This is a genomic window from uncultured Corynebacterium sp. (genome assembly GCF_902489365.1).
Lineage (GTDB): Bacteria > Actinomycetota > Actinomycetes > Mycobacteriales > Mycobacteriaceae > Corynebacterium.
Map to the genome: position 1 here is coordinate 1 of NZ_CABTZR010000014.1, position 13,106 is coordinate 13,106.

A 13,106-nucleotide genomic window follows, 5' to 3' on the forward strand; every position below is an offset into this window, starting at 1 on the left:
CCCGGAGACTGCTCCTGCGGTGGCTGGCTCCGAGCCGGAATTGGTGCGCAATTCCACAAGCACAATACGGCATACGAACATAGATTTGCTTCGGGCGGTCTCCGATGTCGAGGACCTTTACTATCATCTGACGCACTAGACATTGCCACCTTTTAGGGGTGGGGCTCACACGTCCCGCCCCGGACCACGTTGTAGGGAGTTTGCATGGCCGCGGTCACGTTCATTCACACCTCCGATTTCCAGCTGGGCATGACCCGCTGGTTTTTAGGTCCCGCGGCGCAGTCGCGTTTTGATGATGACCGCGAGGCAGCGGTGCTGCGGCTGGGGGAGTTGGCCACCGAGACAGGTGCCGAGTTCATCGTCGTGGCCGGTGACGTGTTTGAACACAACTCCTTGAGCAGGTCCACGCTGCTGCGCGCAAAGGACATGTTCAAGCGCCTGCCGGTTCCGGTCTACTTGTTGCCCGGCAACCATGATCCGTTGGTGGCGGATTCCATCTTCTTCAACTCCTTTGCGGATAACGTGCACGTGATCGCTGATTCGGAGCCGATTAAGGTGCGCCCAGGCGTGGAAATCGTTGGTGCCCCTTACCTGTCCAAGCGGGCTAATTATGACCTCGTGCGCCGTGCGCTGGAGCCTTTAGAGCCTGCCGAGGAGGGCGCGGTTCGCATCGCGGTGGGCCACGGTCAGGTGGAATCCCGCGCGGGCGAGGGCGAGGATTCGGATGCGGATATGATCGACCTTGCCTTCGTGGAAGAGTGCCTGGATAAGGGCGTTATCGATTACTTGGCGCTGGGGGATACGCACTCCACCGAATCTTTGGGCCGCTCCGGCAAGGTGTGGTTCTCGGGCAGCCCGGAGACCACGGCCTTCGACGATAGGGAGCGCGATTCGGGCAATGCTTTGGTGGTGACCGTTGAGGGGGAGCGGGTGGACGTCGTCAAGCATCGCGTTGGCCGCTGGGACTTCCGGGCGATTGATGCTGACGTTAACTCACTGGAGGAGGTCGAAGCGTTTCTGGCGGAGCTCGAAGCCGTTCCGGAGAAGATTCGTACCGCGGTCAAGTACAGCTTGTGCGGCACCGTGGGCTTGAGCGCGCAGGCCCGTCTGGAGCAGGGCCTGGAGGAGATGGAGGAGGTCTTTGCCTCCCTCAAGCCGCGCGAGAGGACCATGGACCTGCATCTGGCGCCCTCAGAAGAAGAGCTCAGCAAACTGAGCTTGAGTGGCTATGCCGCCGATGCGCTAGCGGAGCTGCTCGAGGATCTAGATAATCCCACCGCCCGCGACGCCGCCAACCTGCTATTCCGCCTCAGCGCGAAGGGAGCCTAAACCATGATGCAGCTGCATTCTGTTGAACTGAACAACGTCCGGGGCGTGGATCACCTCGAGGTCAAGGACCTTCCAGAAACGGGTGTGGTGGTTATCGGCGGGCCGAACGAGGCTGGCAAATCCACATTGGTGGAGTCTATTGATTTTGTGCTGACGCAAAAACACACGGCCAACTCTAAGGCGGTGAGGGCGCTGCAGCCTGCCGGCCGCGATGTGGGGCCCGAGGTCACGCTGGAGGCCACCGTGGGGCCCCACCGCTTCCGCATTCGCAAGCGGTGGGTGAAGAAGCGCACCTCGGAGCTGCATGTGTTCTCCCCGCGCGCCGGCCAGTGGACTGGTGCGGAAGCGGATGGGGAGCTGGAGCGCATCCTCAGTGAGCATATGGACCGCGCGCTTGTCGACGCCCTCTTTATCCGCCAAGACGATAGCCACGAGGGCATTGCCGCAGTGGGCATTCCTTCCCTTACTGCGGCACTAGAGGAGCAGACCGGGGCGAACGCCGTGGCGGAAGAGTCTGAACTGCTCACACGCATCGAGGCGGAGTACAAGGAGTATTTCACCGCGAAGACAGATAAGCCGGCAGGAGACTATAAGTTCGCCATCGCCGCGCTAGCGGATGCTGAGGAGAAGCACGCTGCCGCCGAGGCCTCGCTGCGGGAGCTCGACGGCGTGGTGGAGCGCTATGAAGCCGCCGAGCTGAAGAAGAAGGAGGCTGAAGCCGCTCTGCCGGCGGCCGCGGAAGAATGCGAGCGCCGTGATGGTGAGCTGCTCGCTGCTCGGGCCGCCCAGGAGAAGGTCACCGCGCAGGAGGCGGCGGTGACTCGGGCAGCGGAGGCCGTGACGCGCGCGGAGGAGGAAGCGCAGCGCCGTAAAGCTGTGGTTGCTGAGCATGCCGCAGCTGTTGACGCCGCTCAACGTGCCGCCGCTGCGGTTATTCAAGCCCGCGAGCGCGCCGAGGAAGAAGCCGCCGCCCGCACGAAACTAGAGGAAGAGCGTGCCGAGGTCCACAAGCGCTATGAGGCCGTGCGCGAGGAGCGCCAGCGCGCCCGCCGCGCGCAGCAGCGCGCTGAACGTGAGGCCCTGGGCACCCGACTCGACACACTGAACAAGCTGGAAGAGACTCTGGCGGCCCGCCGCCGTGAGCTGGCGGCGACTCCCGACGTACCGAACCTTCAGGCCTTAGAGGACGCGGTCCGCGAGGTCACCATCCAAGAGCGCCTACGGGCGGCCGCGGCGGCCAAGCTTTATTTTTCCGGCGAGGGTTCTTTTAGCGTCGATGGCGAACAGCGTGCGCTGGAGAGCGGTCAAGAACTGGTAGTTGAACTGCACGAGGGCACCGCGCTGAAGATCGGTGACATCACCGCCCGCTATGCAGCCGGCGCGGGCGATAGTGGTGAGGAAGGCGTGGAGAAGGCTCGCGCTGAGCTCGCACGTCTGCTGGAGGACGCCGGGTGCGAGGACCTTGAGTCCGCCCGTGCCACCCACGAAAAACACGTAGAGCTAGCATCCGCTGTCGATACCGCGGCCCGCGAACTCGCCGCGGCCCTGGGCGGGGAGGACCTCGGTGATTTGCGTGCTCGCTTTGAGGCGGGCGCGGCCGATGCTGAGGACGCCGAGGGGGCCGGCGGGACTACTGAGGACGACGCGACGCCGCGGGAGCTCGACGTCGTGGAGCAGGAAGAAGAGGAGCTGCGCAGGAAGCTGGATGAGCTTGATCGCGCCTTGGGTCCTTACCGCGAAAACAAGGCGGGCGCCGCACTGGAGGTGGCGGTGGTCCGTGCGGAGGACGCCACCGCGCAGCGCTATGCCAAGGCCACGGCAGTGGAGTCGGCGCGTGCCCAGCTCAGTGATGCCGAGGTGACCGCCGCGATTGAGACAGCAGGGACTGAGCTGGCGAAAGAGAAGAAAGCGCTGGAGGAGATGTCTGCCGTCGATGTCGACACCGCGGAGCAGTTGGCGCGGGGAGCCCACACGCACGTTGATTCCCTGAAGGCAGCGGTCAATGAGGCGGTGGGGGATATGCGTGAGTTCCGCGGGCTTATCGATATGTACTCGGGCGCAGCCGAAAACGAGGAGAAGGCCGCTGCCGAACTGGACGTTGCTCGTGAGCGCCACGCTGCCATCCAGCGCCGCGCGGAGGCCGCGCGCTACCTGCGCACGCTCATGCTGCGCCACCGCGATGCCGCCCGTCAGCGTTATGCCGCACCGTTCGTCACCGCGCTCAACGGCCTAGCCCGCACCGTGTTCGGCGGTGACGTGGACTTTGAGCTCTCCGAGGAGCTCAAGGTGCAGGCTCGCAGCCGCAATGGCGAAACCGTGGCCTTCGATGCGCTTTCCGGCGGCGCCAAGGAGCAGCTGAGCATCCTGACGCGCTTCGCCATCGCTCAGCTGGTGTCGAGTGAACCGGTTCCTGTCGTTATCGATGACGCGCTGGGCTCCACCGACTCGCAGCGCCTCCAGCTCATGGCTGCGCTGTTTACAAAGGCAGGGAAGACAACACAGGTCATCGTGCTCACCTGTATGCCGCAGCGCTATTCCTGGGTACCCGGGCGCATAGACCTGGACATGGAGAGACTTAGGAGCGCTTAACAGCCAGAGTGTAGGGTAAGTTCCATGACAGCGGATATTCGATGGCTCACCGGCAGCGAGCAGGAGCTGTGGCGCCAGCTTTTGGCGAGCATTCGCAAGATTAATCGCGGCATGGAGGAAACCCTCTTATCCTGCAGCGATATCTCGGCGGCCGAGTTTTCGGTGCTCGTTTCGCTTTCGGAGGCGCCCGAGCACACCCTGCGCCTGCGCGAGTTGTGCTCGGAATTGGAGTGGGATCGCTCCCGCGCTTCCCACCAGATCACTCGCATGGAAAAGCGTGGACTCGTACGCAAAGAAAAGTGCGCAGGCGATGCCCGCGGCGTGGAGGTCGTCATGACTAGGGCCGGCCGGGAACGCCTGGAGGCGGCAGTTCCTGAGCACGTCGAGTCCGTGCGCCGCATGGTCTTTGACCATCTGGATCCCGCCGATGTTCCGGCGCTTCTGCGCTTTTGTGAAGGCGTGCTCTCGGAGAAAAACCTTCCGGGCTATGACGGCTTCGTGCCGGACGAGCGCCTAGGCACTCGTGACCACTAGCTGCGCCCACCGGGGTACAGTGGGTCCCGTCCGTTTATGCACTAGGAGGTGACCTGTCCACATCATGATGGGACAAGAACTGTTCGAGCACCCAAAGCGCCAGTACACCACATACGGCATCACTCCGCTGAAGGAACTCAGCGCTCACGTAGGCCCCGTCGAGGACTTGGAAGAGCTCAGCGAGGAGCAAGCCGCCGCGCTTGAGACAGTCCTCGAGCAGCACCCGGAGGGGGCTCTGACCTTCGATGATGCCTCCCAGTTGTGGATTATCGGCGCGGAGAAGGACATCGAGCGCATGCTCCAGGACCGTGAGGACTTTGTCGAAGCGCTCAACAACAATGAAGACCCTGGGGTCTAGCCCACAGTCGGCGTCAAACTAAAGGCGGATGCGCTCTGAAATATCTGCGTTTAACTACGGTCAGCTCTGCATAAACTGCTAAGATACTCTGTGTTAATGGGCGAGCATCCCCCGTGCAGTGAAGAGAAGGCATTCAATGAGAATGCAGTCTGGCTAGGGGAGCTAAGTGAAAGGACTAAACATGATCGTCGAGCGCGATTTGGCTCAGGAGCAGCGCGAAGCAGCTGCCCGTGACAAGGCTGATGGCTGGGTTTCCGTCTTCGTTGAGTGGATTCCCTCCATGCTTCTCTCCGTGGTGATGCTTGGTGCTTTGATGTTCGGCATGTACTACGTCGAGCACGGCACTCTGGATATCACGCAGCCCATCGTCAACCAGCACATCACCCAGTAGCCTGGTTCGCCCCACGCTGCCGGCCAGCGGGGAGTAGCTTGACTTTGAGCCCCAGCAGAATTGCCTGCTGGGGCTTTGCCTTTCTCACCCGTCCAGGTTTTTACTGCCGCCCTTCGCGCTCACTCATTCCTCGCCTTCGCTCTTCGCGCTCACCGTGGGCCTTAACCGGCTGCCGCGCGCTCTCCCGGTGAGCGCGAAGGGAGTATTCGTCCGATAGTGTGAACGGCATGGACTCTCGCATCTACGTTCGCTATCTCAATGGCCCGCTCCTGTGGTCCGGAATCATCGTTGGCCTTGCCGTCGTGGCAGCGGTAGTGCCCACAATGATCGATTCCACGTGGGCGGCCATCCTGTTTGGCGCCCTAGTTATCGTTGCAACCGTGGCTTGCATCATGATGCGGGTGAAAATCGGCGTGAGTGACGATGCCGTTGTGGTTTCCGTCCTGGGTATCTTCAGGAAGAGAATTCCACTCAGCGATATCACCGGTGCCAGCGTCGGGCCTGAGACTGGGCTCAAGGAAGGCGCGGGCCCGCGTGTTGTCGACGGCGCACCGGCCTACATCGTTTCTGGGCCGACCGTGCGTATCGAGCTGGGCAGAAGTTCTTTTATCGCTTCGGCGAAAGATCCGGAAGAAGTGGTTGCGGATATTAAGGCGCGCTTGCGCTAGTTCCATATCCCCAGACCTCGATCCCGAAACCTCCAAGTGAGTGGCTGGGTGCCGCAGAGCGCTTGACGACGCCCACCTGCAGGTTGCGGGTTTCAGGTCTGGGGGAATGCAGAGAGCGAAAGGCTTTCCCGCACTCGTGGCATCGTTGAAAATGAGGGCCGGGGTGCGGCCGGATGGGAGAGAGTTGTGGGCATGAAAAAGTGCCCCTGACAAAGTGCCCCTGACAGTGCCCCTGACAGGGATCGAACCTGCGACCTTCGGTACCGGAAACCGATGCTCTAATCCGCTGAGCTACAAGGGCATTGCTGGCGAAATGCCAACGATGCGATTCTAGCCTATAAAGACTGAAGCGCAGTAATTGGCCTCACGCCGATGGGGGTGTGATGGGAGGAGGCAGCGGCTAGGGGAGCCGCTGCCTCGTTGTTTCCCGGAGCCTGTGTTACTGGGCAGGCTGCTCCTGTGCCTGGGGCTGGTCAAAGAAGCCCGGCGCATCCGCGGTGTGGACCTCACCGGTGCGCAGGTAATCAACCACGATCTGGTCGACGGCCTTGTTGCCCATCGCGAAGTGGCCGTGGCCCGGGCCGTGGACGGTCACCACGCGGGATTGCATTGGATCCGAGAGGCCGCGGTAGAAGGCATACGGGGTCTGCGGATCACCAGTGGACTGAAGCTGCAGCGGCTTGGTCTGCAGGTTCTGGCCGGAGACGGCAATTGGAGTATTGACCGGTGCGCGGCCACCGCACCCTGCACCGGAGGCGTACATCGAGTTGAACAGCGTGAAGGGGTCAATCGTGACGTAGTTCGACCAGAGGAACGCCGGAATGAGGGTAGGATCCGTCGGCGCGGTGTTCTCATTGCACATGATGATGTTTTGCATGCTCACCGCATTGAGAACGTCCTGCTGAGCCTGCTGCGGATCCTGCTGGGCCTGCTGCTGTGCAGCTTGCTCCTCAAAGTTGATTGGCTCGATGCCGCCGATGTGCTTAGCCAGCGTGTCCCAGGACTCTGGGCGGGGGAGAAGCTCACGGGTCGCGGACAGCGTCGGCGAGGCAACTTGGACAGCCTGTGGGTTGCGTACCTTGCCGGCGAGGTGCTCCGCCTGCACACGCAGCTCACCGGTAGCAGTCATAATGTTGGCGCCTGGCTGGCCGGCGAACTCCAGTCCTGGGGGCAGGTCACCAATCTGGGCGTTCGGTGGAAGCACGGTGGGGCGCACGCCTGCCTCGGCGGCAACAATCTGGGACCAGCGCTCGTAGGCCTTCAGCGGGGTCTTTCCGGCGTGGTAGGTGTCGTCATTCTTAGCCACGTACGCAAAGAAGTCATGCAGCGCATTCTCGTAGCCTGCCTGCTGGGAGGCGAAGATCTGGTTCCACGCCATCTTCGGATTCATACCGGAATCCAGCACGACCTTGTCGGTGTGCTGTGGGTAGAGCGTGGCGTAGGTGGAGCCCAGGAAGGTGCCGTAGGAGAGACCGGCGATGTTGATTTTCTCCTCGCCGAGTGCCTGGCGGACAACCTCCCAGTCCTTTGCGGTGTTTTCCGTCGTCAGGGAGTCGGTGTAGCCAGGGGTGTTCTTCTCGCAGTCATTGCGGGTAATCGCGCCGATCTGCGTGATCTCCGCAAGGGGATTGGCGCCCAGCTGACTGGCCGTGCAGTTTACCTCTCCCGACTCGCGCAGGCCACGAGGCTGCACACCGATGATGTCGTAGCTCTGTTTGACTTCCTCCGGCCACGCGGCGAAGCTCACCCAGCTATACGCGTCACCGCCCGGGCCACCCGGGTTGGTAAACAGGGTGCCCTGTCGGTTTCCGGTGGCTTTGAGGCGGATGAGGCCGACGTCGACGGTGCCTTTCTCCGGGGCATCGTGATAGGTCGGAACGGTCACGTGCCCGCACTCAGCGCGCTCTTCGGTGACCCCTTCCGGGCACGCGCCCCAGTTGATGGTGGGTTGATCGGCGTGAGCAACAGCGGGCGCGGCAACCAGGCCGGCAGCAACAGCTACGGGCCCCAGCACCGAGCCTAAAACGCGAGAAAGACGCATAGAATAAGGCTCCTAAAATCGTTAATAAGTACGTGCCTTATCCTATGCGCCGGGGGTGATGTGAGCAGAGTGCTCACAAGGGGCGGGTGCCCCCGAACGTCACATTACTTAACAATCACCACAATGAGATCGCGTGGGCCGTGGACACCCTCCACACGGGAGAGCTCAATATCCGAGGTTGCGGAAGGGCCAGAGATCCACGTTGCCGGGCGCTCAGGGTTGATGCGGGAGACCATTTCTGGGACGCCGTAGACAATCTGGTCCTTGCGCACGATGCACACGTGACGGTCCGGCACCAAGGTCAGTGCGCGGCGGCCGCAGGTTTCATTGGACTCGAGCACGATGGTGCCGGTCTGGGCGGAGGTGACGTGGGATTCGGTCACCACGGCGTCGACGGCGTCGAGCTCGCGCGGATCCTTGGCATTGTCATCCGGGGTAATGGTGCCCTCGAACCCGTCGAGCAGCCCTGCGTCCATGCCGGGTGCGTAGACGACGTTCGAGCAGCCGCGCTCCTTGAGGATGTCCACGAGCGTGGAGTTCAGCCCGGACTCATCAGTGATGTGCACGTCAGCCTTGTAGTCCTCAAGGCGGCCTACCAGCATCTCACGCAGCTCATCTTCGTTGAGCGTGCCTTCTTTCTGGTACTCGCGCGGAATGTCTACGTGGTCCGGCAAACCGGCCTGCTTTTGGGCGGCGGCAATGCGGTTGAGGATTTCCTCTTTGGCGGTGGTCACTTGATGCCCTCCTTCTTGGCTTGGGCGAGGAGTTCTTGAGCTTCGTCAGAGTTGAACCATTGGCGGAAGGACTTCTTCGGCGGAACGGCGGTATCGCGTACTTCGGACCAACCGGACATAAACAGTGGCAGCTTGTCGATGACCCCGTTGAAACCACCGAGGACGCGGCCGAGCGCCACCATGTGGGTGATCTGGTTCCAGATCTTCGGGTTCTTCCACACCAACTCAACTACCTGGAAGAGCTTTTCCTCCACCGGCGGGGTGGCGTTGGTGACCTTCTGGTAGCGGTTCTCCAGAATGACTTGGGAGAGCGGGATGCGCACCGGGCACACCTCGTCGCAACGGCCACACAGGGAGCAGGCATAGGGCAAGCTTGCCGACGGATCGTTGTGGTCCTTCATACCAGTCAACTGCGGCGTCAGGGAGATGCCAATCGGGCCGGGGTAGACCGAGCCATAGGCGTGTCCGCCGGCGCGCTCGTAAACCGGGCAGACGTTCAGGCAAGCAGAACAGCGAATGCACTTGAGTGCTTCGTGGCCCTTGGGGGAGGACAGGGCTGCGGTGCGGCCATTGTCCAAAAGCACGATGTGGAAGTTCTGCGGGCCGTCGCCCTCGGTCACACCAGACCACATGGAGGTGTACGGGTTCATGCGCTCGGCGGTGGAGGAGCGCGGCAGCAGCTGCAGGAAGACTTCGAGGTCCTGGAAGGTCGGGACCAGCTTCTCAATGCCCATCACGGTAATGAGTGTCTCCGGCAGGGTCAGGCACATGCGGCCGTTGCCCTCGGATTCCACGATGTTGATGGTGCCGGTTTCAGCCACACCAAAGTTAGCGCCAGAGATAGCGACCTTAGCCTTCATGAACTGCTCGCGCAGGAAGCTGCGGGAGGCCTCAGCCAACTCCGCCGGCTCGGCCTTGAGGGAGTCATCGGTGTTCGGCATCTTGTTGACAAAGATGTCCCGAATCTCCGCGCGGTTGCGGTGGATGGCCGGGACCAGGATATGGGAAGGCTTATCCTCGCCCAACTGGACGATGAGCTCCGCCAGGTCGGTTTCCTGGGCGTGGATGCCGACTTCTTCCAGGTGCTCGTTGAGCGCGATCTCCTGGGTGGCCATGGACTTGATCTTGACCACGTCGGTCTCACCGGTTTCGCGGATAAGGCCCTCGATGATCTTGTTGGCCTCTTTGGCATCGCGTGCCCAGTGGACAATGCCGCCGCGCTTGGTTACCTGCTCTTCGAACTGGACTAGCAGTTCGCCCATGCGAACAGCAACGTCATCCTTGAGAGCGGAACCGGCGTCACGCAGCTGCTCCCAGTCCGGGGTTTCCTCCACGGCGTGCTGGCGCTTGTTGCGAATGGTGGTGGTGGCGTGGTGCAGGTTGCGGCGCTGGGTGGCGTTGTTAAGGCCAACGTGTGCCAGCGGCACGAACGCCTTAGAACCGCGCAGGTTGCCGTAGCCTTCGGGGGCGCGGGGAGGGGTGGTGTCGAGGAAGGAAGTCATTAGAGCATCTTCTCCTTGGAGTAGGCCGCGGAGGTGGGAGTCCACGGGTGTTCCTTGGTGGAGGCGAGAATTTCCGCCAAGTGGATAGCGCGAACGCCGGAGCGCTGGCGAGCCAGAGCGCCACCAATGTTCATGAGACAGGAAGAGTCACCGCCGGTGACGTATTCGGCATCGGTTTCACGCACGTGGCGGGTCTTGTCACCGACCATCGCTGCAGAAACCTCAGCGTTCTTGAGGGCGAAGGTACCGCCGAAACCACAGCATTCCTCAGCATTAGGCAGTTGGACGAGGTCGATTCCTTCGACCTCCTTAAGAAGCTGGTACGGGCGGTCACCCAACTTGAGGAAGCGCAGGCCGTGGCAGGAGGGGTGGTAGGTCACGCGGTGGGGGAAGAAGGCTCCGACGTTGGTGACACCGGCGACGTCGACAAGAAACTCCGGCAAGTCCAAAGTTTTGCCGGCAGCCTTCTTGGCGCCGTCCACATCGGCGGAGGTGCCGAAGCGGTCGGCGATCATCTCGTGCTGCTCACGCACGGCGCCCACACAGGAGCCGGAGGCGGAGACGACGTAATCAATGGACGGATCTGCAAAGGCATCCGCGTAAGTGCGGATCATGCCCAAGGTCTGCTCCTGGTAGCCGGTGTTGATGTGCATCTGGCCGCAGCAGGTCTGCTGCTCCGGGAAGACCACCTCATGTCCTAAGCGGGAGAGAATGAGGGCCGTGGCCTTGTGCGCATCGGGGAAGAGGGAATCACCGATGCAGGTGGAAAACAATGCTATTCGCATTAGCGTGTGCTCCTTTTCTGCCCTGCGCGCCCGACTGTATCCCTCGAAGCCGAGGGGCGGACACGGTAGACATGTGCCTTATAGGTTTGTCTTCAAGTTTAGCGTGCAAAATCAAGAATATCGAGGCAGAATAGCCGCCCTACCTGGGCCTTTAACGCAACACTAATGTTGTGAAATTCTCACGTGCAGTGATGTAAAACAACAGCCGCCGTGCTGCGATTAATGCACACACGGCGGCTAGGGTCTAGAGGCAGGGACCGTTTGGACTGAGCAAACGGGAAGGGGAATTAAGGAACGAGGAATCCCAGCACGTTGCTCATAAGGAAGACGATGATGCACACGACAGCAAGGAAGGCCACGGAGTAGCCGACGACTGCCTTGAAGATGCGTGATTCCTCGCCCTCCATCTGAACCGCGGTGGCGGCGATGGCCAGCGACTGCGGGGAAATCATCTTGCCCACAACGCCACCAGAGGTATTGGCAGCCAACATGAGGTCCGGGTTGACGCCGATACGCTCGGCGGCGGTGACTTGCAGGTTGGCAAAGAGCGCGTTGGCGGAGGTATCGGATCCGGTGACGGCGGTGCCAATCCAGCCCAAGACAGGGGAGAAGAGCGCGAAGATGCCGCCGACGGACGCCACGAACTGGCCGATAGAGATGGTTTGTCCGGAGTAGTTCATGGTGTAGGCCAGTGCTAGGACCAAGATGATGGTCAGCGCGGAGAACTTCATGCGTGAGATAACCTCGCCGAACTTGGCCAGCGGCGCGGAGGCAGCCAGCTCGTAGCGGCCGTTCTCGTTGAAGGACATGTAGATAAGGGCCACGATGATGCCGGAAATCAGCAGCAGGGATCCTGGGTTGCCCAATACGTTGAACTTGAACGCGGTGTCCATGGCTTGGCCTTCGGCGTCGAAGACGGTGCCGTCGAGAAGCGGCCAAGCAGCGTCGATCTTGAGGAATCCGAAGATGGCCGGCCATGCGGTGGCGATGGCGAAGACCGCGGTGACCACGGCATAGGGGAGAAGTGCCATCCAGATGCGGCTGCCGTTGAGATCCGTGACCTCATCCTGGGCGGGCAGCTCCATGCGCTCGCGCAGGCTGTCGACACCCTTGGGCTTCCACATGCGCAGGAAGATAAAGCCCGCGCCGAGGGACACGATGCAGGCCACGACGTTGGTGAGCTGGTAAGCAAAGAAGTTAGCCGCGGCCCACTGCGCAATGGCGAAAGAGACGCCGATAACGGCCGCGGCGGGGCCAGCCTCCTTGACGCCGCGCATGCCGTCCAGGATGAAGAGGATGAAGAAGGGCACGACGGCCGCGATGAGCAGCACCTGGAGGGAAATCAGCCCGGCGATGTCAGCGGTCTGCTCGGCGGTGCGCCCGCCCACGGAGCCGGCGGTGGTCACCGGAATGCCCACTGCGCCGAAGGCGACGGGTGCGGTGTTGGCAATGAGCACGGTGGTGGCCGCCTTGAGGGGCTTGACACCCAGCGCCAGGATCATGGTGGCCGTAATCGCGACCGGAGCGCCGAAGCCGGCCAGGGCTTCTAGTAGGCCGCCGAAGCAGAAGGCGATGAGGATGGCCTGGATGCGGATATCGCCATCACCCAAGAGGTCGAAGGTCTTGCGCAGGTCATTAAAGCGGCCAGAGGCCACGGTGACTTCGTAGAACCAGATGGCGGTGATGATCACCCAGACGATGGGGAAGAGGCCAAAGAGCCCGCCGCGCACCGCGGAGGACAGCGCCATTCCCGTCGGCATGCCCATGCCAAAGACGGCGATGAGAAGCGCGACCACGAGCGCGACCGCGCCCGAGGTGTGCGCCCGGGCCTTGAGGCCCAAGAGCATGATGAAGAACGCGATGAGCGGCAGTGTGGACACCAGTGCGGTGAGCCCGACGTTGCCGGCGATGGCGTCGGTAGTGATTGTGAATGTAGACATAACGCTCACTTTTCAGGTCGACTCTCGTCGACGCCCAAAGGCACGGCACCTGTAATGCGGCACCACCTGTTTCGGCCGCGCGAGAGTGGCGAAAGGTAAATCGATTTAGATATCGAGTTTTAGGGTAGAACCTCATGCTCATATGTGCCGCATCGTTTACCTGATGGGGGTGGGTGACCTTGCTAACGTCTGCGACCTGATAGTGCCTCCCAGCGGCGGGGACGATAGACTTTGG

General features: G+C 61.8%; 11 protein-coding genes and 1 tRNA gene. 6 read left to right on the plus strand and 6 right to left on the minus strand.

Annotated elements, in window-relative coordinates; all coding sequences use genetic code 11:
* Positions 1–204: 204 nt before the first annotated feature.
* The 6 genes from RDN59_RS03550 (at position 205) to RDN59_RS03575 (ending at position 5,869) form a co-directional block, all read left to right on the plus strand.
* Positions 205–1,329 (plus strand): DNA repair exonuclease, encoded by a 1,125-nt coding sequence (locus tag RDN59_RS03550; protein ID WP_308606639.1) that lies wholly within the window; start codon positions 205–207, stop codon positions 1,327–1,329.
* 3 nt (positions 1,330–1,332) lie between these two features.
* Entirely contained in the window at positions 1,333–3,918 is a 2,586-nt protein-coding gene (locus tag RDN59_RS03555; protein ID WP_308606640.1) for an AAA family ATPase, read from the plus strand.
* A gap of 24 nt (positions 3,919–3,942) precedes the next feature.
* The gene (locus tag RDN59_RS03560) at positions 3,943–4,452 is read left to right on the plus strand and encodes a MarR family transcriptional regulator (protein WP_308606641.1); all 510 of its coding nucleotides are present in this window, start codon (positions 3,943–3,945) and stop codon (positions 4,450–4,452) included.
* Positions 4,453–4,516: 64 nt separating this feature from the next.
* Positions 4,517–4,810 (plus strand): molecular chaperone GrpE, encoded by a 294-nt coding sequence (locus RDN59_RS03565; protein WP_308606642.1) that lies wholly within the window; start codon positions 4,517–4,519, stop codon positions 4,808–4,810.
* Between the two features lie 166 nt (positions 4,811–4,976).
* Positions 4,977–5,201 (plus strand): hypothetical protein, encoded by a 225-nt coding sequence (locus tag RDN59_RS03570; RefSeq protein WP_232745215.1) that lies wholly within the window; start codon positions 4,977–4,979, stop codon positions 5,199–5,201.
* Positions 5,202–5,428: 227 nt separating this feature from the next.
* Entirely contained in the window at positions 5,429–5,869 is a 441-nt protein-coding gene (locus RDN59_RS03575) for a hypothetical protein (protein ID WP_308606644.1), read from the plus strand.
* 227 nt (positions 5,870–6,096) lie between these two features.
* On the opposite strand, the gene RDN59_RS03580 is transcribed toward RDN59_RS03575, so the two are convergent.
* The 6 genes from RDN59_RS03580 to RDN59_RS03605 all read right to left on the minus strand — a co-directional run bounded on the left by RDN59_RS03580 (position 6,097) and on the right by RDN59_RS03605 (position 12,871).
* Positions 6,097–6,170, minus strand: a tRNA-Arg gene (locus RDN59_RS03580).
* A gap of 138 nt (positions 6,171–6,308) precedes the next feature.
* Entirely contained in the window at positions 6,309–7,910 is a 1,602-nt protein-coding gene (locus tag RDN59_RS03585) for an alpha/beta fold hydrolase (protein ID WP_308606645.1), read from the minus strand.
* A gap of 104 nt (positions 7,911–8,014) precedes the next feature.
* The gene (locus RDN59_RS03590; RefSeq protein WP_308606646.1) at positions 8,015–8,644 is read right to left on the minus strand and encodes an LUD domain-containing protein; all 630 of its coding nucleotides are present in this window, start codon (positions 8,642–8,644) and stop codon (positions 8,015–8,017) included.
* Positions 8,641–10,146, minus strand: coding sequence for a LutB/LldF family L-lactate oxidation iron-sulfur protein (locus RDN59_RS03595; protein ID WP_070684325.1), 1,506 nt, complete (start codon positions 10,144–10,146; stop codon positions 8,641–8,643). The genes RDN59_RS03590 and RDN59_RS03595 overlap by 4 nt, the downstream gene beginning before the upstream one ends.
* Entirely contained in the window at positions 10,146–10,931 is a 786-nt protein-coding gene (locus RDN59_RS03600; RefSeq protein ID WP_308606647.1) for a (Fe-S)-binding protein, read from the minus strand. Before RDN59_RS03600 ends, RDN59_RS03595 begins: the two co-directional genes overlap by 1 nt.
* A 287-nt stretch (positions 10,932–11,218) precedes the next feature.
* The gene (locus RDN59_RS03605; protein WP_308606648.1) at positions 11,219–12,871 is read right to left on the minus strand and encodes an L-lactate permease; all 1,653 of its coding nucleotides are present in this window, start codon (positions 12,869–12,871) and stop codon (positions 11,219–11,221) included.
* Positions 12,872–13,106 lie beyond the last annotated feature (235 nt).